Raw genomic sequence first — 19073 nt, forward strand, 5'->3', positions numbered from 1 at the left:
CGTTTTCATGGCATTTTTTGTGCGTTGTGTCGCTCGCTTCACGCGGCAGCAGACACGCGTTGCGGGTTGTTGGGGTGGGTGGTCCAGTTCGCGTATTCGCCGGTCACCGTTTTGCCTGTGCGCACATCCACTTCACCGGGTTTGAGCGCCCGCATGGTGATGCACTCGGGCACCGGGCAGATGGACACGCACAGGTTGCAGCCCACGCATTCCTCTTCCTTCACTTCAAAGCGCCGCGCACCGTCCACCATGTTGGTAATGGCCTGGTGCGAGGTGTCTTCGCACACCACATGGCAGCGGCCGCACTGGATGCACGCGTCCTGGTTGATGACGGCTTTTTCGATGTGGTTGAGGTTGAGGTTCTTCCAGTCTTTGACCGTGGGCACGGCCTGGCCCTTGAAGTCGTCGATGGTGGCGTAGCCATGCTCGTCCATGAAGTTGGACAGCCCGTCGCACATGTCCTGCACGATCTTGAAGCCGTAGACCATGGCCGCGGTGCACACCTGCACCGTGCCGCAGCCCAGCGCAATGTATTCGGCCGCATCGCGCCAGGTGGTGATGCCTCCAATGCCGCTGATGGGCAGGCCTGCGGTCTGCGTGTCGCGTGCGATCTCGGCCACCATGTTCAGCGCAATGGGCTTGACGGCCGGGCCACAGTAGCCGCCGTGCGAGCCCCAGCCATCGGTGCTCGGGCTCATCACCATGCGGTCCAGGTCCACACCCATGATGGAGTTGATGGTGTTGATGAGCGACACCGCGTCGGCACCGCCCGCCTTGGCTGCGCGCGCGGGGTGGCGCACATCGGTGATGTTGGGCGTGAGCTTCACGATCACGGGCAGCTTGCTGTAGTGCTTGCACCAGGCGGTAACCATCTGGATGTATTCGGGCACCTGGCCCACGGCGGCGCCCATGCCGCGCTCGCTCATGCCGTGCGGGCAGCCGAAGTTCAGCTCAATGCCATCGGCTCCCGTGTCCTCCACCAGCGGCAGGATGTTCTTCCAGCTTTGCTCTTCGCAGGGCACCATCAGCGAGACGATCATGGCGCGGTCGGGCCAGGCGCGTTTAACGCGTTTGATCTCTTCCAGGTTGGTCTGCAAAGGGCGGTCGGTGATCAGCTCAATGTTGTTCAGGCCGATCACGCGGCGGTCTTGCGACATGAGGGTGGCGTAGCGCGGGCCATTGACGTTGACCACGGCCGGGTCTTCGCCCAGCGTCTTCCACACCACGCCGCCCCAGCCTGCTTCAAAGGCGCGGGTGACGTTGATCTCTTTGTCGGTGGGTGGCGCGGAGGCCAGCCAAAACGGGTTGGGGCTCTGGATGCCCAGAAAATTGCTGCGAATGTCTGCCATGGGGTGCTCCCGTGTGTTGTGCGGTGTGACTGGTTGGCGTGTCAGGCAGCCTTGGCGGCAGGTGCCATGAGCGCGGCGTGCATGGACACTGCGGCAACCTTGCCGTGCTCCACCGCTTCCACCGTCAGGTCGCGGCCGCCCACGCGGCAGTCGCCCCCAGCCCAGACGCGCGTCAGGCTGGTGCAGCCCTCTGCGTCGGTGACGATGCGGCCGGCCTGGAGCGCGATGGATGCGCCCGCAGGCTCGGCCACGTAGGTCTGGCCAATGGCCTTGAGCACCGTGTCGGCGTCGAGCGTGAAGAACTCTCCGGTTTCCACCAGCTTGCCGCCACTGAGCGCGGTGGCGGCAAAACGCACACCGGTGACCGCACCTCCTTCAGACAGCACTTCTTTGGGGGCAGCCCAGTGACGGATCTTCACGCCGTTGGTTTGCGCCCATTGCTGCTCCACCGCCGACGCGGACATGGCGTCGGCCCCGCGGCGGTAGACGATGGTCACGTCCTCGGCCCCCAGTTTGCGCGACTGCACGGCGGCGTCCACTGCCGTCATGCCGCCGCCAATCACCACCACGCGGCGGCCCACAGGCAGGGTGGACAGGTCGGTGGCCTGGCGCAGCTCGGCAATGAAGTCGACGGCATTGCGCAAGCCCGTGGCGGTGGGTTCGGCCACGCCCAGCGCGTTCACACCCTGCAGGCCCAAGCCCAGGAACACGGCGTCGTAGGCACCCAGCAGGCTGTCGAGCGTGATGTCGCGGCCCAGTTGCTGGCCCGTGCGCACCTCGATGCCGCCAATGGACAGCAACCACTCCACTTCCTTCTGCGCGAAGTTGTCGGTGGTCTTGTAGCTGGCCAGGCCGTATTCGTTGAGGCCACCCAGTTTGGGCCTAGCCTCGAACAGCACCACGTCGTGACCACGCACTGCCAACCCATGCGCGCAGGACAGGCCCGCGGGGCCCGCACCCACCACGGCCACGCGCTTGCCGGTGGCGGCGGCGCGCTGGAACAAGGGCGCACCCGGCTTGGCAAAGAAGGCGTCTGTGGCGTAGCGCTGCAGCGATCCGATCTCTACCGGCTTGTCCTCGTTGGTGTTGCGCACGCAGGCCTGCTCGCACAGCACCTCGGTGGGACACACGCGGGCGCACATGCCGCCGAGCGGGTTGGCCTCCAGAATCGCACGCGCCGCGCCGCGGTTGTTGTTTTGCGCAATGCGGTGGATGAACGAAGGGATGTCGATGCCCGTGGGGCACGCCGTGGCGCAGGGTGCGTCGTAGCAGTAGTAGCAGCGCTCGGCTTCAATCAGCGCCTGGGGTCGGGTGAGTGGCGGATGGGCGTCGCTGAAGTTGGCGGCGTAGTCGGCCAGGTTCAGGCGTGCGGCATGAATGCCGCAGGCACGGCTTGCGGGTGTGTCCATCAGGTTTCCTCCGAGGGGGTCAGGGTGGGGGTCGAGGCTCCCAACAGGCGGAAAGGCGCACGCCGTGGAGCACTGGAGCGCCAGAAAATGGCGCCAGCCAATGCGACGCCAGCGGGAGCGCTGGTGCCTGCAAACTTCGGAGGTTTCATCGTGGGCCTCGCTGGTGGGTGCAGGTGCCCGCGGCTATGGTTGCTGCGGTGCCCTGCGATGTGGGTCAATTTACCAACCCGTAAAAATTTACCAATTGGTAAAATCCCTACAGCAAACGCCGTGCCAGCCAGATCCGCACAAAACGCCAGCGAATTGCCAGTATTGGGCGCCCCGCTTGTTCCACAATGGTGCAATGACCGACGCCCGCCAGTCCAAGACGGACCACCCCGCCCCCCGCCGCCCCACAAAGCAGCGTGCCACTGGCAGCAGCACCGCCCCCGCTACCACCAAGGCTGTTGGCGTTGTGACCGATGACCCCTCCCCCCGCGCGCCGACAGCGTCACGCCTGCTCAAGGAGCAGGGCATCCTGGTGGAGGCCGAGAACCACTTTGCGCAGTTTGGCTTTGAAGGGGCGTCGCTGGAGAACATTGCGGCGGCCATTGGCATCAGCCGGCACAACCTGCTGTACTACTTCCCCAATAAAGAAGCGCTGTACCAGCGGGTGCTGGACGATGTGCTCACCCAGTGGCTGGCTGGCATGGAAGACCTGTCGCACAGCGACGACCCCCAACAGGCGTTGCGCCGCTACATCCGGGCCAAGTTGCAATACTCCCGCGTGCGCCCCCAAGGTGCCAAGGTGTTCTCGAAAGAAGTGATTGCAGGCGCCCCCCGCTACGGCCAAGCCATCACCGACCGTGTCGGGCCTCTGCTCAAAACCGAAGTGCGCACCTTCGAGCGCTGGGCGCGCGAGGGCCGCATTGCCAAGGTCAACTTCACGCACCTGATGTTCATCATCTGGTCGGTGACGCAGGCCTATGCCGAACAGGAAGCCCAGTTCGCGCTGCTGCTGGGTAAACCTGCGCTGACCGAGCGTGACTACGACAAGGCCGAAGAACTGATCGTGCGCATGGTGCTGAGTGCGCTGGCGCCGGGTGCGGTGGACTGAGGCACCGCTAACCGAAAACATCGGTCAAGCGCCCACGGGAAGTTGACTGGCCGCGTCCCGCCAATTACTACACTATTGATAGCTACCAGCGCTTTACCAATAAGCGCTAGAGGCCATTTTCACTCATATTTTTCTGATCTTGCCTGCCAAAGTTGGTGGCGAGCAGCGACCCAGCCGCATCCGCCGGGCTATGCCTGCTTTTGCTGCCACAACACATCCAGCACATGTTGGGTCGCCCGTTCGACCGGCCCATTGCGGTGGGCGATGCCCAAGGGCCGCCACAAGGCTGGGCGCAGCGGCAGCATGCGAATGCGCGGGTCGCGCGGCGCGTCGGCCGAGGCCTCCTGCGGCAGCAGCGTCGCCCCGTACCCAGCGGCCACCAGGCTTTTGATGGCGTCGTTGTAGTTCAACTGGATGCGGGCCTTGGGGTGCTCGCCCGCGCGCGCAAACCATTCACTCGCTAGGCGTGACAGGCTGGTCCCGTCGTCGTTCAAGATCAACGGTTGGCTGGCGAGCCAGTGTGGTGTGACCCGCGCGGGCGCCTTCCATTGCGACGGCACAAAGGCCATCACCGGGTCGCGCCGCCACGGCAGCACCTTGACGCCCAACACCCGCGTGTGCTGCGCGCTGTGCGCCGGTGGCGGCAAGGCCACCAGGCCAATGTCCAGCGCGCCACTGGCCAATCGCGCCATGGTCTCTTGGGTGGTCAGCACCGCCACCTGCACATCAATGCCCGGGTGGTGCTGGCCGAGTTGCTCCAGGGCCTGTGGCAGCAAGTGCGCGATGGCGCCGGTGGATGCACCCAGCCGCACCCGGCCCGCCAGACCCTGCACCTGGCGCTGCACCACCTCCAGCGCCTCGTCCGCGTCGGCCAACAAGCGCCGCGCGCGCTCTATCAGCACCTCACCCGCGCCCGACGCGCGCACCTCACCCCGCTTGCGCACGAGCAAAGGGGCGCCAATGTGCGCTTCCAGGTCCGCGACATGCAGGCTGACCGTGGGCGCTGCGAGGTGCAACACCCGCGCGGCCTCGGCGAACGAACCCAGGTCGGCAATGGTGACCAAGGTGCGCAGGCGGTCCAGATTGAGTTCTCGCATGACGTTCAGTATTCCTGATGCTGAGGTTTGTGAAATTCAACTTTTCAAAGTTTACGAGGACGCCGAAGATTGCGCCATCCGGCTTTAGAACCTGTTCAAAGCCACGCCAATTCAAAGACCCAACCCACGGAGTCCGCATGAGCGCAAAACCCCTCGTTTTTATCGACGGCGACCAAGGCACCACAGGCCTGCAGATTCACGAGCGCTTGTCTGGGCGCGGCGATCTGCGCCTGTTGACCCTGCCCGAGCACGATCGCAAAAACGCCGCCCGCCGCGCCGAAGCCATCAACCACTGCGACATCGCCATCCTGTGCCTGCCCGATGCGCCCGCGCGCGAGGCTGCTGCGTCCATCACCAACCCCGCCGTGCGGGTGATTGACGCCAGTTCTGCGCACCGCACCGATCCGCTGTGGGTGTATGGCTTGCCCGAAATGAGCGCAGCGCAGTCCACCCGCATTGCCCAGGCGCAGCGTGTCAGCAACCCCGGCTGCTACCCCACCGGCGCCATCACGTTGTTGCGCCCCCTGGTGCAGGCGGCACTGGTGCCCGCCGACTACCCCATTGCGATCCACGCCGTGTCTGGCTATTCCGGCGGCGGCCGAGCGCGTGTGGAGGCGCACGAAGGGCCATGCGCCTTGGATGCGCCCGCCTTCCAGATCTACGGACTGCAACTGGAGCACAAACACACACCCGAGATCGAGCAGCACGCAGGCCTGTCGCATCGCCCGTTTTTTCTGCCGTCCTACGGCTCGTTTCGCCAGGGCATCGCGCTCACCATTCCACTGCAGTTGCGACATCTGCCCCCGCACACCACGGGCGCGCAATTGCACGCCTGCCTGGCGCAGCACTATGCAGATGCGGCGCATGTCGAAGTCATCGAGCTGGCAGACGCGCAAACCATGGCGCAGCTCGACCCTCAGGTCCTGAACGGCACCAACCAGCTGCGGCTAGGCGTTCACATCAACGAGCGCCGCGGGCAAGTGCTGCTCAGCGCCGTGTTTGACAACCTGGGCAAAGGTGCGTCCGGGGCGGCAGTGCAGAACCTGGACCTCATGCTTCATCACGCGGCGACGAAGTAGCTGCGGGCGAGCACTCTGCGAGCAACGCCAAGCCATGGCCGGGCCTCGGCGACACGCCGCGCAGGGCGGTCGCCAAAGGCCAAAGTCCTTACGCAGACACAGGGGCTCTGTCAGTCTGAACTTCACCCTTGCAGATGTCAGATTTACAATAAACATTCCATCTGGATGGTTTGTTAGGGTATTTCAACAATGACAGAAGCGCATCGCCGACAAAAACAGCCGCAACTTATCCGCGGGCAACTGCTGGCCGTTGTTCGCAGTTTGCTGGTGGAACATGGGCCCCATGCCGTTACCTTGGACGCGGTGGCCAAGCAGGCCAACGTGACCAAAGGAGGCTTGCAGCACCACTTCCCCAGCAAACAGGCCTTGCTCGAAGCCCTGTCTGACCAACTGTTCGAGGAATTTGAGTGCAGCTTTGCCGAAGCACTGAGCCAGGAGGCCCCGGCCCCCGCCCGTCACGCGCGCGCCTACATCCGCACTTGTTTCGACCACAGCCCAGGCGGCCACACCGTAGAGACACAGCGGGCCATCGGCTTGCTGGCTTTGACACTGCCGCAATGCCGCGAGCGGTGGCACGCTGCCATGGAGACCGCGCTGGCGGCCGATGGCAACGACCCTGACACCGCCAACCGGCTGCTCCTGTGCCGGCTGGCAGGCGATGGTTTCTGGTTTGCCCAGATGCTGGACGTGTACCACCTCGATGCGGATCGCAAACAGGCCATCTTGAAAATGCTGCTCACGCTTTGTGATGGAGACAACCAGCCATGAACGCACTGCCCGCCTCCAGCTATCTCCTCCTGGGCCTGGCCATCGCGGCCGAGGTGCTCGGAACCTCCGCACTCAAGGCATCGGACGGGTTTACCCGCCTCGCGCCAAGCCTGATCACCGTGGTGGCCTATGGCGTGTCGTTCTACCTCTTGTCCCTCACGCTCAAAAGCATGCCCATTGGCATTGCCTATGCCGTCTGGTCAGGGGTTGGCATCGTTCTGATTTCTGCCATCGGCTGGCTGCTTTACGGCCAACGCCTGGATGCTCCCGCCTTGATTGGCCTGGGGCTGATCGTGGCCGGGGTGCTGGTGGTGAACCTGTTTTCCAAAAGCGCCGGCCACTGACGGCGCACCGAGCCCACCTGCATGCGGGGCAGCTGAGCTTGTACAAGCTATCCCTCCATCCCCCTTACGCCTCCCGTTTTACCCATGCTCCCCACCCAGCCTCCTGCCTCCCCTTTGCTCATCAGCGACCAGACCGTGTCCCGGGACGACCTCGTGTCGCTGCTGTCAGAAGCCGCCCCCAGGCTGCAATTTGAGCATTGTGATTTTGATGGCGCAGACCTGTCGGGCCTTGCGCTGCATGGGGCGCAGTTCCTGGGCTGTTCATTGATCGAGACCTCGCTGGAAAAAGCGACCCTGAGCGAAACCCGTTGGCTGGACTGCAAGGCAGGTCGAGCCAGTTTTCAGCTCGCCAAACTGAGCGATGCACGCTTTCACCGCTGCGACCTGAACAACACCCTGTGGGCCAAAGCCACGCTCGCTTCAGCGCTTTTTGCCGAGGTCAAACTCACCGGCGCGCTGTTCAAAGAAGCCCAGACGCTGGGCTTGAGCTTTCACGACTCCCTGCTGGTTGGCGCCGACCTTCGGGGCATCTCGTTTCGCAAACAGGCGATTGAGCAGCTGGACATGTCGGACGCCGATGTGTCGGGGTGCGACTTTCGGGACGCAGTCTTTGAAGGAGGCAGTCTGCGCGACGCACACCTCAAGAACGCCCGGTTCGATGGCGCCGATTTGCGCGGTGTGGATCTGGGGGGCCTTCGGATTGCGAGCCTGCCCCAGTTCTTCAAGGGCGCCATTCTTTCGACGGACCAGGCCGCCGCGCTGATCAGCGACCTGGGAATTCGCGTGATGTGAATCGCGATCCAAACAGAACGCAAAACAAAAGGGCTCCCAAACGGGAGCCCTTTAGTTTTTGTTGGTTTGCGTATGCCTTGCCTTGCAGCTGCAGCAGCTATCTGGAAACACTCCCCATGGCAGCAACCCTCGCCAACGCGAGAGACCACCACCATGGGAAGGCCCGCAAACTGCGTCTACGACAGGGTCACCTGGTTACATCGCGCTGAATTCACCGTGAGGGATCTGGCCAGTGCGCAGTGCTTCGGCAGCCTGTGCACGCACAGCAGCACGGTCAGCCGTAGACGAATACGTCACCACGCGCGAACCTGCTGGCTCGATGGAGCGGGTCTGTGCCACGGTGGCGGCTTCAGCAGCCACTTCAGCGCGGGTGCGGTTGGTTTCGAACTTCAGTGCGAATTGCGAACCATCGGCTTCGTCAGCGTGAGCGCCAAATGCGGTGAAAGCAGCTACAGCGGCGATAGAGAGGAAACGTGCAGTCTTGTTCATGGTGAAACTCCTGAAAGATCAAAAAATTGGGTTGAGGTACTTGGGTAGCCAGGTACTAAGGAATACGGGACAGTGGGTTGGGGGATTCAAAAAGAATCAACCACGCTCACCCGAAGGGATCTGGCCGGTGCGCACGGCTTCTGCGGCCTGGGCACGCACAGCAGCGCGATCAGCCGTAGACGTGTAAGTCACCACACGTGAACCTGCGGGCTCGATGGAACGGGTCTGGGCGACCGTAGCGGCTTCGGCTTGCACTTCAGCGCGGGTGCGGTTGGTTTCGAACTTCAGTGCGAATTGCGAAGCATCGGCTTCGTCAGCCTGGGCACCAAATGAAGCGAAAGCGGCAACAGCGGCGATGGAGAGGAAACGTGCGGTGGTGTTCATGATGAAATTCCTTGAAGTTAAAAAAGCGTCTCAAAAAACAGGGAAGCAGGACATCCAAAAAACTGCTGCTACCCGGGTTCGGTGAGTCGCCTTGCGGGTTCGGCTCATCGATGGGTTGAACTGTACGCCGCCGGTGTTCAAAGAAAAACCACCCAGTCGCAAACTAACTGTTCTGGTTTTGGAAACAATCCAAAATTGATGTGGTGGACAGTCTTCTGCGCGGCATCCTCCGTGCGAAAGCCGCGCAGGCACAAAAAAGCCGCTCAGAGTCTGAGCGGCAGGGCCCCTGCAAAAAGGCGTTTTCCCTGCAGGCTAGCAACCGGGCCGCGGCCCTACCAGCTCAATCGGCAGGCCGTCCGGGTCTGCAATGAAGGTGAACGGGCAGCCGGTGAAAGGGTCCACGCGCACGGGCTCTGCCGCCACGCCATGCGTGGCAAGGGCCCGCAGGCAGGCCGCGAGGTCGCCAACCCGCAGCGCCAAGTGGCGCAGGCCACAGGCCTCGGGATAGGAAGGGCGCGGAGGCGATTCCGGGAAGGAAAATAGCTCGATCTGTGTGCCATCGGGCAACTGCAGATCCAGCTTGTGCGACTGGCGCTCGGCGCGCCAGGTTTCGTGCACCACGGTCAGGCCCAGCACCTCTGTGTAAAAGCGCCGCGACCGCGCATAGTCCGAACCGATCACCGCCACATGGTGCACGCCCGCCAGCCGCAGCGGTGCAGGCAAAACCGAGGGCGACGGTGGCGGCGCCACGGCTCAGGCGCCCGCGATGTCCAGTGCGCGCGATGCGCCGTACAGCGCAGGCGTAGCGCTGGGGTCGATGATCCAGCACGGGATGGACGCCAGATACGGCGCAAAACGGCCTTTGGCCTCGAAGCGCGGGCGAAACGGTGACTGGTCAAACCAGGTGCCCAGGCGGGGCACCACGCCCCCACCAATGAACACCCCGCCCCGCGCGCCCAGCGTGAGCGCCAGGTTGCCCGCAACGCTGCCCAGAAACCCGCAGAACAGCTCCAGCGCCTGCAAGGCCAGCGGGTCATTCGCCTGCAAGGCCAACTCGGTGACTTGTGCAGCCGAGTTCACTTCGGCGCCGCCCGCATGCACCACGGTGCGCACCGCGTGGTACAGGTCCACCAGACCCGCGCCGGACACCGCCCGCTCGGCCGACACGTGGCCATAGCGCTCTTGCAACACGCGCAGCACGTCGAACTCGTGCTGGGTCTCCGCAGCCAGCGTCACGTGGCCGCCCTCGCCCGACAGCGGCACCCCGGCAGGTGATTCGGGCGGGAACACCAAGCCCGAAACCCCCAGACCCGTGCCCGCCCCCACCAGGCCAATGGCCGCACCCGGCACCGCCTGGCCGCCACCCACCTGCCGCAACAGATCAGGCGTGAGCAAGGGCAGCGCCAAAGCCAGCGCCGTGAAGTCGTTGATGACCACGAGCCGCGCAAAATCAAAGCCTTCGCGCACCGCTTTTTGCGAAAAGCTCCAGCTGTGATTGGTCATGCGAATGGCATCCCCCGTGACGGGATTGGCAATGCCAAAGGCGGCCTCGTGCGGTGCGGCAATGCCCACTTCGCCCAGGTAGGCGTGGATGGCAGCATCCACCGTGGGGTACTGGGCGCACTGCAGCACGCGGGTGTCGTGCAGCGTGTCGTCGCCAGCGGCTTGCCAGGCCAGGCGGATGTTGGTGCCGCCGATGTCGGCGAGAAGACGCTGAGGAGAATGCATAGACGAAAAATGGGCCAGAGGCCGTTGGCTGCCTCAACACCTCACAGAGGACGGCAGATGCGCACAGACGGCAACAGGTGGGGCGTTAACGCTATTATTTGTATAGCTATTAACGCTTGATGGATAAGCGCTAGAGCCTCTTTTTACCTGAATTTCTCATTCAGGCAAAGACCAAAGCCCCTGCATGCAGCCGCCCCACCACACACACCTATTGGCCCATTGGCCCATGGGCTCACCCAGCCAGCCGCTCTTCGGACTTGGCGTCAAACCAGTGGGCGTTCGCGGGCGCCACCGTCAGGCCGACGTTGTCACCCGGCTGCACGCGGGTTTGCGCGTCGGTGCGCAGCGTGACACTGCCTGCGGCGGTGTCCACCATCACGTAGGTGTCGGGGCCGGTGGGCTCGACCACGCTCACGGTGCCGCGCCACGGTGCGCCGTCGTGCATCACCAGGTGCTCGGGGCGCACGCCCAGCATGACCTCGGCGGAGGCCAGCGGTGCGGACAGGTCGAGCGACGCGCCCTGAACGGCAAACTGCCCGGCCGCCTGCGTGCCACGCAGCAGATTCATGGTGGGCGAGCCGATGAACGTGGCCACATAGGTGTTGGCCGGGCGGTTGTAGATCTCGTCAGGCGTTCCCAGCTGTTGCACCACGCCGCCCTTCATCACCGCGATGCGCGAGCCCAGGGTCATGGCCTCGACCTGGTCGTGCGTCACATACACGCTGGTGATGCCGCTGGCCTGGTGCAGGCGCTTGATCTCGGCACGCATCTCCACGCGCAGCTTGGCGTCGAGGTTGGACAACGGCTCGTCGAACAGGAACAGCTGCGGCTGGCGCGCCAGCGCCCGGCCCATGGCCACGCGCTGGCGCTGCCCGCCCGACAGCTGGCTGGGGCGGCGGTCGAGCAAATGGGTGATCTGCAGCATCGCAGCCACTTCGTCGATACGTTTCTTGCGCTCGGGCTTGGGCATCTTGCGCATCTCTAGCGCAAAGCCGATGTTGTCCGCCACGGAGAGCGTGGGGTACAGCGCATAGCTCTGGAACACCATGGCGATGTCGCGGTCACGCGGGGGCATGCCCACCACGTTCTTGTCGGCGATGCGGATCTCGCCCTCGGTCGGCTCATCGAGCCCCGCAATGATGTTCAGCAACGTGGACTTGCCACAGCCCGAGGGGCCCACCAGGATCAGGAACTCGCCCGGTGCCACGTGGATGTCGATCTTGCGCAGCACCTCCACGCTCTTGTCACCCTTGCCGAAGCGCTTGTTGATGCCCACTATGTCCAATGAAGACGCCATGATTCCTTATCCCTTCACCGCGCCGGCCGTCAGCCCGCGCACGAAAAATTTACCCGCCAACACATAGATCACCATGGTCGGCAGGCCCGCGATGATCGCGGCCGCCATGTCCACGTTGTAGGCCTTCACACTGCTGCTGGTGTTGGCCAGGTTGTTCAGGCCCACCGTCACGGGCTTGGAGTCGGTGCCCGAGAACACCACGCCGAACAAAAAGTCGTTCCAGATGTTGGTGAACTGCCAGATCAGCGTGACCATGATGATGGGCGTAGACAGCGGCAGCACGATGCGCCAGAAGATCTGGAAGAAGCTGGCGCCATCCATGCGCGCGGCGTTCACCAGCTCTTTCGGAATGGCCGCGTAGTAGTTGCGAAAGAACAGCGTGGTGCCCGCCAGGCCTGCCAGGCAATGCACCAGCACCAGGCCCGAGATGGAACTGGACATGCCGAGCCAACCGAGCACCTGGCTCATGGGCAGCAACACCACCTGAAACGGCATGAACACGCCAAACAGCAGCATGCCAAACAGCACGTCGCTGCCCCGAAACTTCCACAGGCTGAGCACGTAGCCGTTGAGCGCGCCCCACACGGTAGAGATCATCACCGCGGGCACCGCCATGGCCACCGAGTTCCAGAAGAACGGGCGCAGGCCGTTGCAGTCCACCCCCGTACACGCGCTGGACCATGCCGTGCCCCAGGCCGACCAGTTCAGCCCACCGGGCAAAGCCAGCAGCGACGTGGAGCGAATCTCCTCGGCGTCTTTGAACGACGTGACCAGCATAGCGTACAGCGGCAGCAGAAAAAACGCGGTGGCCAGCGCCAGCACGGCATACACCAGCAAGCGCCCCAGGGACGGAAAAATCGAGGGCTTAGCGGTCATGGGGTTTGCTCCGCAGTTCGCTGTAAAGGTAGGGGATCACCAGCGCCGCCACAGTGGCCAGCATCATGGTGGCGCTCGCCGCGCCCAGGCCAATCTGCCCGCGCGAGAACGACATCGTGTACATGAACGTGGCCGGTACATCGGTGGCAAAACCTGGGCCACCGGCCGTCAGCGCCATCACCAGATCAAAGCTCTTGATCGCTAGGTGCGACAGCACCATGACGGTAGAGAAGAACACTGGCCGCAATGCAGGCAGCACGATGCGCCAGTAAATGCGTGGCAGCGATGCGCCGTCCACCTGCGCGGCCTTGATGATGCTGTCGTCGATGCCGCGCAGGCCCGCCAGAAACAGCGCCATCGCAAACCCGGCGCTTTGCCAGATGCCTGCGATCACCACGCAGTAGATGGCCATTTCGGTGTCCACCAGCCAGTCAAAGCTGAAGCTTTCAAAACCCCAGTCGCGCACCATTTTTTCAATGCCGAGGCCGGGGTTAAGCAGCCACTTCCAGGCCGTGCCCGTGACCACGAAAGACAGCGCCATGGGGTACAGGTAGATGGTGCGCAGCGCGCCCTCGGCGCGGATCTTCTGGTCCAGCAGCACGGCCAGCAATACGCCGATGGCCAGAGAGCCACCCACGTAGCCCACGCCGAAGATGCCCAGATTCTTGAGGGCGACCCACCAGCGGTCCATCTCCCACAAACGTTCGTACTGCGCCAGGCCTGCCCACTCGTAGTTGGGCAGCATGCGCGACACGGTCAGGCTGAGCACGCCGTTCCAGACCATGAGGCCGTAGATGAACGCGAAGCCGAGGACAAAAGCCGGTGTGACGACCAGCTTGGGCAACCATGTTTCAAGGGTGTTTTTGCTCATGGTTGCGGAAAATTTTGGGCATGTGCCTGCATAGGAAAAAAAGGGGGGCACGGAGTGCCCCCCAAAGAACAAAGTAACCTCTGGATCACTAACTCGCTAACTCACTCTCTCCCTCTTACCACCACACCTCGTACTGCACGCCCACCAGCGTGCGCGAGGTCTTGCCGTTGGCACCAAAGGTGGCTGCATTCGCAACAGCAGCCGCCTGGTTCCAGTTGGCCTTGGTCACATACAGGCGCAACTCAGGGCGCGACCAGAAGTCTTCCGACAAGGCCAGCGCGCCAGCCAGCGTCACTTTGCTCAGGCGCTGGTCCGGACCCGTGTTGCCCTTGCGGGTGGTGGTGGACAACTCCACCAGGGCCTTGAAGTTCTGGGTGAAGGCGTACGAGCCGCGGCCACCCAATGAGAAGTCCTTGGTCTCCACACCCGTGATGTCGGCCTTGTTGGTCTGGTAGCCAATCAGCGCCTGGCCACCGAAACGGCCGCTTTGCCAGTTGATGGAGTCTGCAATGCGGGTGGCGCGTTTGCCCGCACGGGTGCCTTCAATGGCTTCGAACTCGCCATCGATGCGCGCATGGCCCCGCGATGTCTGCAGGTACACGGTGTTGGTGATGCTGGGCAGCACAAACTCCTTTTGCGTGTGCATGAAGGAAATGCCCGAGCCCGACCCGCCACCCACCTGGTTCTTGCCGCCCACCGCTGTCAACAACACCCGCAGCTTGCCGCCGGGGTTGGTGTTGATCTCCGACAGGTCGGCGTTGAATCGGTGCGCTTTCACGTCGTTGGGCAGGCCGCCGTCAAACTTGTCGCCGGTGAACATCCCCAGGCCCAGCTTCATGCCACCGACGGGAATGTCTGTCACACCCGCGCCGATGTTGTCGCCGTAGTTCAGCAGAAAGTAATCGACGATGTGCACGTCCTGAATCCGCAGGCGGCGCTGGCCCACCCAGAACTTGGACTCGGGCGAGAACGAGAAGCCGCTCATTTCGACAAACGCCTGCTCGGTGCTGATGTCGCCACTGCCCCACTTCGCGGGCATGTAGTTCACCTTCCACTTGATGCCGTTGGTCTCAAAGCCGCGGGCAAAGTTGACTTCGATGCCGTTGTCGCCTTCGTTGCCCAGGCGGAACTTCTGCAGCTCGCCGCCCAGGCCGATGTGGCCCTTGACGCCGTCAGAGTGGTTGAACACCGGGCCGCCCCGCGAGTAACCGTTGAACTCAAAGCCCGCTACTTCCATAGCAAAGGCGCCATTCGCGCATGCGGCGGCCAAAGCCACCGCCGTGAGGCGGTTTCTTGTCTTCATGATGAATCCCTCAGTGGTCTTGGTTTATTGGCTTATTTGGTCTTGGCAGCGGTGGCGATCTTCTTCATCGCGTCCGCAACGCTGACCTTGTCGTCATTCCAGAACTGGCTGACAACGTCCTTGATCGCGCCTTCGGTGGCGGGTGCAATCGCCATGCCGTGGGCCACGCTGGGCAGCAGACTGCCGCTTTTGGCGGTGTCGACAAAGTCCTTGGCCGATGCCTTTGCGCAATCGTCAAACTTGTCCATCGGCTGACCGGCACGCACCGGGATCGAGCCCTTGTTCAAGTTGAAAACTTCCTGGAACGCAGGGCTCATGATGGCGCTGGCCAGATCGCTCTGCGCCTTCTGGGCGGCGGCATCTTTGAGCTTGAACAGGATGAACGAGTCCACGTTGAAGGTGTAAGACGTGGTCGTGCCCGGTGCGGCGGCGCACATGAAGTCCTTGCCCGGCACCTTGTTGGCAGCCAGGAACTCCCCCTTGGCCCAGTCACCCATCAGTTGAAAGCCCGCCTTGCCCTGGATGAGCATGGCCGTGGCCAGATTCCAGTCGCGGCCGGGCGCGCCCGGGTCGGTGTACGACTTGATGCGGCGGAAGGTCTCCAGCGACTTCTTCATCGCATCGCTGTTGATGGCCTTGGCATCGAGCTTGACCAAGGCATCCTGATAGAACTGCGGGCCACCGACACCCAGCACCACCGATTCAAAGGTGGTGAAGTCCTGCCAGTTCTGGCCGCCGTGGGCCACGGGCACCAGGCCAGCGGCCTTGAGCTTGTCGGCTGCGGCAAAGAACTCGTCCCAGGTCTTGGGCATGGCGGTCACACCCGCCTTTTTCAGCGCCTCGGCGCTGCCCCACATCCAGTTGACGCGGTGCACATTGACCGGGGCGGCCACGTAGGCGCCCTTGTACTTCATGACATCGGCGACGACCTTGGGCAGCAGCTCGTCCCACTTCTCGGCCTTGGCCAGGGTGTCCATGTTGGCCAGCACGCCTTCGGATGCCCATTCCTGGATGGCAGGGCCCTTGGTCTGTGCGGCCGAGGGAGGGTTGCCCGAGATCACGCGGCTCTTGAGCACGGTCATGGCGCTGTCGCCGCCGCCGCCAGCCACCGCAAAGTCGCGCCAGGTATGTCCCTTGCCCTGCATGATCTTCTTGAGCTCTGCGACCGACTTGGCCTCGCCGCCCGAAGTCCAGTAGTGCAGGACCTCGACCTCCCCCGCGCTGGCGGACATCGCTGCCGCCAGGCCCACCGCCAACGCGGCGATCTTTGTCATCTTCCACATACCCTTGTCTCCTCGATGTTATGAATCCGGTTGTGCACCGTGAACCCGCTGCCGTTCAGCGCAGTCGGTACTTTAATTACAATAATTAATGAACATATCAGGACTTTCCCGGGTGTGGGTTACATACCAACGCCCTAGACCTGTTATCCAATTACCAACCGCTGCGTGCGCAGGCATTCCCTTCCTGCAGAGGCCGATGGCGGGTTGCTTTGTTATGCTCAATCCCCATGGCCACGATACTGATAGTTGAAGACGATGCACTGCTGCTGGACGCACTGACCGGGCAGCTGCAACAGCTGCAATTCAGCGTCTGCACGGCCTCCAGCGTGGCCGAGGCCACCGCCCTTTTGCAAACCCAGGCCGTGGACGGAATCATTCTGGACCTCGGTTTGCCCGGCGCCGATGGCTTGGAGCTGCTGACCTGGGCCCGCACCCACATTGCCGGTTTGCCCGTGCTGATTCTCACCGCTCGCGACGGCGTGGATGACCGCGTGCGGGGCCTGAACGCCGGGGCCGACGACTACATCACCAAGCCCTTCAACATGCAAGAGCTGCAGGCCCGCCTGCAGGCCATGCTGCGCCGCGCGCGCCAACCCGCGTTCACCCAGGCCAGCAACGCCGCGGGCGCGCCCAGCACCACGCTGGGGCCCCTGCTGCTGGACCACGCCAGCCACACCGCCGCCCTGAACGGCGAGCCGCTGGAGCTGACGCAGCGCGAGTGGGAATTGCTGGAGTTGCTGGTGAACCGCTGTGGCGAGGTCGTCACCCGCGACGACGTGCTGGCCGCCTGGCGCGCCAGCCCGCCCGAGCCCGGACAAACCGCGGCACAGCCCCTGAACTCCAACGCGCTGGAGGTGTACGTACACCGCCTGCGCAGGAAGCTTGACGCATCGAACCTGGTGATCCGCAACATCCGGGGGCTGGGCTACATGCTGGCCAAGCCCGCGGAATGAGCGCGTCCCAGGCACCCGGCTGAGCACGCCCCAATGGCTTCCATGCGCCCGATTCCCGGTGTCTCCCTGCAACGCAAGCTGCTGCTGTGGCTGCTGCTGCCGCAGCTCGTGCTGTGGCTCTCGGGCGGGTTTCTGGCATGGCGCATCGCGCTGCAGAACGGCGAAAAGGGCATTGACCAGACGCTCACGCAATCGGTGCGGGCACTGGCGCGCCAGATCAAGCCCATCGGCGACGGGCTGCTGGTTGATTTTCCAAAGGCTGCGCAGGACATCCTGGAGCAGGACCCGGCCGACCGCATCACCTACATGGTGTCCTCGCCGCCCGGTCGCTTCCTGCTGGGCAATGCGCAGTTGCCGCCGCCCCCGCCGGTGGATGTGGCGGTGAATGATCCCTTTCTGTACCACGCCCGCGTGGATGACCGCCCAGTGCGCGTGGCGCTGCTGGACGTGGACTACGGCACCGCCTCCACCCGCCAGCGGCTGCGCGTGCAGGTGGCGCAAAGCCTGACCGTGCGCGAGCGCATCGCGCAAGAACTGCTGGAGCAAATGCTGCTGCCCATGGGCCTGATGGGCCTGGCGTTAAGTGCGCTGGTGTACGCCGGCGTGCTGCGAGGCCTGCAACCACTCAAGCGCCTGGAAACGCAGATCGAACAGGCAGGCGCCCGCCCCCACGGCGGCACCGATCCGCTGACACCCATCGAGCTGACGTCTGCGCCGCAGGAAGTGCATTCGCTGGCCAGCACCATCAACCGTTTGCTCGAAGCCGTGGCGCGAGGGCAGCAAAAAGAAAAACGCTTTTTGAACGACGCCGCGCACCAGCTGCGCACGCCCCTGGCGGGCCTCATCGGCCAGACCGAACTGGCCCTGCACGAAAGCCACGAACCCGCCGTGCAGGAGCGTTTGAAAAAAGTGCTGTCCGCTGCGCAACGCAGCGCCCACCTGGTGCACCAGTTGCTGCAGCTGGCCCGCTCGGAATCCAGCGTGGAGATGCAAACCATCGACCTCGCCGCCCTGGCCCGCGAGGTCGCCCGCGATTGGGCAGCACGCGCCGTGGCGCAAGGCATGGACCTGGGCTACGAAGGCGACGAACAACTGCCCCTGCAAGGCCAGCCCTTGCTGCTGCGCGAGGCGTTGAACAACCTCATCGACAACGCACTGCACTACGCAGGCGCGGGCGCCACCGTGACGGTGCGCGTGACCATGGCGCCGGGCCGCTACGCCCTGCTGGTGGTGGAAGACGACGGGCCGGGCGTATCGCCCGCGCATTTGACGGACATGTTTGCGCGGTTCTGGCGGGGGTCCGACAAGCCGGGGGGGTGTGGGCTGGGGTTGTCGATCGTGGAAGAGATTGCGCTGCGGCATGGAGGGCAGACGGTGGCGGAGGCGGTGGTGCCCCGGGGGCTGCGGGTGGGGCTTAGGTTGCCGTTGGCTTGAGTTTTCTGAGATATTTGGGTCTTTTTGGCCTCTAGCGCTTATGTATCAAGCGCTGGTAGCTATTATTTTTATAGTTTTAAGTCTCAACCACCCGTTCGGGCTGAGCTTGTCGAAGCCGGGGCGCCACCCCAACCGTTCGGGCTGAGTTTGTCGAAGCCGGGGCAGGCACGCTCGCTGATCTGTGCGGTGTGCCTGGTTCAAGGGCGGAGGCCGGGGTGTGCGCCCGGCGGCGCAGTAACTTTCTTTTGCTTCGCCAAAAGCAAGTCACCAAAGAAAAGGCGACCCTACACGCTGCGTCCCTTCGCTTCGCTGCGGGCAACCTGCGGTGCTCGCGTCCAGCGGGGTCTCGCTCGAACTCACTTCACTGCGTTGCGCTCAGACAATCGCGAGCCCTTATCCGCTGGCCACTGCGCTCCTCGGCGCATCCTGAAGGGAACCCAAGGGGATCGGACATCCACACGGGCCTTTGCTGCGCTCGGCCCCAACGCGCGAGCGCTTCGCGCCGCGACCGCGAGGCCGAG

General features: G+C 63.7%; 19 protein-coding genes. 7 read left to right on the forward strand and 12 right to left on the reverse strand.

Features of this window, described 5'->3' with window-relative positions; genetic code table 11:
• Positions 1-38: 38 nt before the first annotated feature.
• Both preA and ACK41V_RS09815 read right to left on the reverse strand, forming a co-directional pair.
• A complete protein-coding gene (gene preA, locus ACK41V_RS09810) occupies positions 39-1349 on the reverse strand; it encodes an NAD-dependent dihydropyrimidine dehydrogenase subunit PreA (protein WP_409781320.1) in 1311 nt (436 codons plus the stop codon).
• 41 nt (positions 1350-1390) lie between these two features.
• Positions 1391-2758 carry an NAD(P)-dependent oxidoreductase gene (locus ACK41V_RS09815; protein ID WP_409781323.1) on the reverse strand — a complete coding sequence of 456 codons (1368 nt, stop codon included), beginning with the start codon at positions 2756-2758 and terminating at the stop codon, positions 1391-1393.
• 343 nt (positions 2759-3101) lie between these two features.
• Here ACK41V_RS09815 and ACK41V_RS09820 point away from each other — a divergent pair, with 343 nt between their 5' ends.
• A complete protein-coding gene (locus ACK41V_RS09820) occupies positions 3102-3854 on the forward strand; it encodes a TetR/AcrR family transcriptional regulator (protein WP_409781325.1) in 753 nt (250 codons plus the stop codon).
• Positions 3855-4042: 188 nt separating this feature from the next.
• On the opposite strand, the gene ACK41V_RS09825 is transcribed toward ACK41V_RS09820, so the two are convergent.
• A complete protein-coding gene (locus ACK41V_RS09825) occupies positions 4043-4951 on the reverse strand; it encodes a LysR family transcriptional regulator (RefSeq protein ID WP_409781328.1) in 909 nt (302 codons plus the stop codon).
• A 137-nt stretch (positions 4952-5088) separates the two neighbouring features.
• On the opposite strand from ACK41V_RS09825, the gene argC reads away from it, so the two are divergent.
• The 4 genes from argC (at position 5089) to ACK41V_RS09845 (ending at position 7934) form a co-directional block, all read left to right on the forward strand.
• Positions 5089-6030 (forward strand): N-acetyl-gamma-glutamyl-phosphate reductase, encoded by a 942-nt coding sequence (gene argC / locus ACK41V_RS09830; RefSeq protein ID WP_409781331.1) that lies wholly within the window; start codon positions 5089-5091, stop codon positions 6028-6030.
• 189 nt (positions 6031-6219) lie between these two features.
• The gene (locus ACK41V_RS09835) at positions 6220-6798 is read left to right on the forward strand and encodes a TetR/AcrR family transcriptional regulator (RefSeq protein ID WP_409781334.1); all 579 of its coding nucleotides are present in this window, start codon (positions 6220-6222) and stop codon (positions 6796-6798) included.
• Positions 6795-7142 (forward strand): SMR family transporter, encoded by a 348-nt coding sequence (locus ACK41V_RS09840; RefSeq protein WP_409781337.1) that lies wholly within the window; start codon positions 6795-6797, stop codon positions 7140-7142. The genes ACK41V_RS09835 and ACK41V_RS09840 overlap by 4 nt, the downstream gene beginning before the upstream one ends.
• Before the next feature lie 84 nt (positions 7143-7226).
• Entirely contained in the window at positions 7227-7934 is a 708-nt protein-coding gene (locus ACK41V_RS09845; RefSeq protein WP_409781340.1) for a pentapeptide repeat-containing protein, read from the forward strand.
• 195 nt (positions 7935-8129) lie between these two features.
• Here ACK41V_RS09845 and ACK41V_RS09850 read toward each other — a convergent pair whose 3' ends face one another.
• The 9 genes from ACK41V_RS09850 to ACK41V_RS09890 all read right to left on the reverse strand — a co-directional run bounded on the left by ACK41V_RS09850 (position 8130) and on the right by ACK41V_RS09890 (position 16165).
• Entirely contained in the window at positions 8130-8423 is a 294-nt protein-coding gene (locus ACK41V_RS09850) for a DUF4148 domain-containing protein (protein ID WP_409781343.1), read from the reverse strand.
• A 96-nt stretch (positions 8424-8519) separates the two neighbouring features.
• Positions 8520-8807: a DUF4148 domain-containing protein gene (locus ACK41V_RS09855; RefSeq protein ID WP_409781345.1), complete on the reverse strand. Its 288-nt coding sequence runs from the start codon at positions 8805-8807 to the stop codon at positions 8520-8522.
• A gap of 312 nt (positions 8808-9119) precedes the next feature.
• Positions 9120-9557 (reverse strand): VOC family protein, encoded by a 438-nt coding sequence (locus ACK41V_RS09860; RefSeq protein ID WP_409781348.1) that lies wholly within the window; start codon positions 9555-9557, stop codon positions 9120-9122.
• Between the two features lie 3 nt (positions 9558-9560).
• Positions 9561-10535, reverse strand: coding sequence for a glucokinase (gene glk / locus ACK41V_RS09865; protein ID WP_409781351.1), 975 nt, complete (start codon positions 10533-10535; stop codon positions 9561-9563).
• A 232-nt stretch (positions 10536-10767) separates the two neighbouring features.
• A complete protein-coding gene (locus ACK41V_RS09870) occupies positions 10768-11832 on the reverse strand; it encodes an ABC transporter ATP-binding protein (protein ID WP_409781354.1) in 1065 nt (354 codons plus the stop codon).
• 6 nt (positions 11833-11838) lie between these two features.
• The gene (locus ACK41V_RS09875) at positions 11839-12708 is read right to left on the reverse strand and encodes a carbohydrate ABC transporter permease (protein WP_409781357.1); all 870 of its coding nucleotides are present in this window, start codon (positions 12706-12708) and stop codon (positions 11839-11841) included.
• Positions 12698-13579, reverse strand: a complete 882-nt coding sequence (locus ACK41V_RS09880; protein WP_409781360.1) for a carbohydrate ABC transporter permease — start codon at positions 13577-13579, stop codon at positions 12698-12700. The genes ACK41V_RS09875 and ACK41V_RS09880 overlap by 11 nt, the downstream gene beginning before the upstream one ends.
• A gap of 115 nt (positions 13580-13694) precedes the next feature.
• Entirely contained in the window at positions 13695-14816 is a 1122-nt protein-coding gene (locus ACK41V_RS09885) for a carbohydrate porin (RefSeq protein WP_409781377.1), read from the reverse strand.
• Positions 14817-14914: 98 nt separating this feature from the next.
• Entirely contained in the window at positions 14915-16165 is a 1251-nt protein-coding gene (locus ACK41V_RS09890; protein WP_409781362.1) for an ABC transporter substrate-binding protein, read from the reverse strand.
• A gap of 227 nt (positions 16166-16392) precedes the next feature.
• Here ACK41V_RS09890 and ACK41V_RS09895 point away from each other — a divergent pair, with 227 nt between their 5' ends.
• Positions 16393-17118, forward strand: coding sequence for a response regulator transcription factor (locus tag ACK41V_RS09895; RefSeq protein ID WP_409781365.1), 726 nt, complete (start codon positions 16393-16395; stop codon positions 17116-17118).
• Between the two features lie 42 nt (positions 17119-17160).
• Positions 17161-18552: a sensor histidine kinase gene (locus ACK41V_RS09900; RefSeq protein WP_409781368.1), complete on the forward strand. Its 1392-nt coding sequence runs from the start codon at positions 17161-17163 to the stop codon at positions 18550-18552.
• The last annotated feature ends 521 nt before the right edge of the window (positions 18553-19073 follow it).

Source organism: Acidovorax sp. (assembly GCF_046291265.1).
Classification (GTDB): domain Bacteria; phylum Pseudomonadota; class Gammaproteobacteria; order Burkholderiales; family Burkholderiaceae_C; genus Acidovorax.

Bases quoted from the DNA above. Each gene is read 5' to 3' on its own strand.
- ACK41V_RS09815 (WP_409781323.1), bottom strand. From the start codon at position 2,758: ATGGACACACCCGCAAGCCGTGCCTGCGGCATTCATGCCGCACGCCTG.
- ACK41V_RS09890 (WP_409781362.1), bottom strand. From the start codon at position 16,165: ATGTGGAAGATGACAAAGATCGCCGCGTTGGCGGTGGGCCTGGCGGCA.
- ACK41V_RS09875 (WP_409781357.1), bottom strand. From the start codon at position 12,708: ATGACCGCTAAGCCCTCGATTTTTCCGTCCCTGGGGCGCTTGCTGGTG.
- ACK41V_RS09880 (WP_409781360.1), bottom strand. From the start codon at position 13,579: ATGAGCAAAAACACCCTTGAAACATGGTTGCCCAAGCTGGTCGTCACA.
- ACK41V_RS09895 (WP_409781365.1), top strand. From the start codon at position 16,393: ATGGCCACGATACTGATAGTTGAAGACGATGCACTGCTGCTGGACGCA.
- ACK41V_RS09900 (WP_409781368.1), top strand. From the start codon at position 17,161: ATGCGCCCGATTCCCGGTGTCTCCCTGCAACGCAAGCTGCTGCTGTGG.
- ACK41V_RS09835 (WP_409781334.1), top strand. From the start codon at position 6,220: ATGACAGAAGCGCATCGCCGACAAAAACAGCCGCAACTTATCCGCGGG.
- ACK41V_RS09825 (WP_409781328.1), bottom strand. From the start codon at position 4,951: ATGCGAGAACTCAATCTGGACCGCCTGCGCACCTTGGTCACCATTGCC.
- preA (WP_409781320.1), bottom strand. From the start codon at position 1,349: ATGGCAGACATTCGCAGCAATTTTCTGGGCATCCAGAGCCCCAACCCG.
- ACK41V_RS09885 (WP_409781377.1), bottom strand. From the start codon at position 14,816: ATGGAAGTAGCGGGCTTTGAGTTCAACGGTTACTCGCGGGGCGGCCCG.
- ACK41V_RS09820 (WP_409781325.1), top strand. From the start codon at position 3,102: ATGACCGACGCCCGCCAGTCCAAGACGGACCACCCCGCCCCCCGCCGC.
- ACK41V_RS09845 (WP_409781340.1), top strand. From the start codon at position 7,227: ATGCTCCCCACCCAGCCTCCTGCCTCCCCTTTGCTCATCAGCGACCAG.
- argC (WP_409781331.1), top strand. From the start codon at position 5,089: ATGAGCGCAAAACCCCTCGTTTTTATCGACGGCGACCAAGGCACCACA.
- ACK41V_RS09870 (WP_409781354.1), bottom strand. From the start codon at position 11,832: ATGGCGTCTTCATTGGACATAGTGGGCATCAACAAGCGCTTCGGCAAG.
- ACK41V_RS09840 (WP_409781337.1), top strand. From the start codon at position 6,795: ATGAACGCACTGCCCGCCTCCAGCTATCTCCTCCTGGGCCTGGCCATC.
- ACK41V_RS09850 (WP_409781343.1), bottom strand. From the start codon at position 8,423: ATGAACAAGACTGCACGTTTCCTCTCTATCGCCGCTGTAGCTGCTTTC.
- ACK41V_RS09855 (WP_409781345.1), bottom strand. From the start codon at position 8,807: ATGAACACCACCGCACGTTTCCTCTCCATCGCCGCTGTTGCCGCTTTC.
- glk (WP_409781351.1), bottom strand. From the start codon at position 10,535: ATGCATTCTCCTCAGCGTCTTCTCGCCGACATCGGCGGCACCAACATC.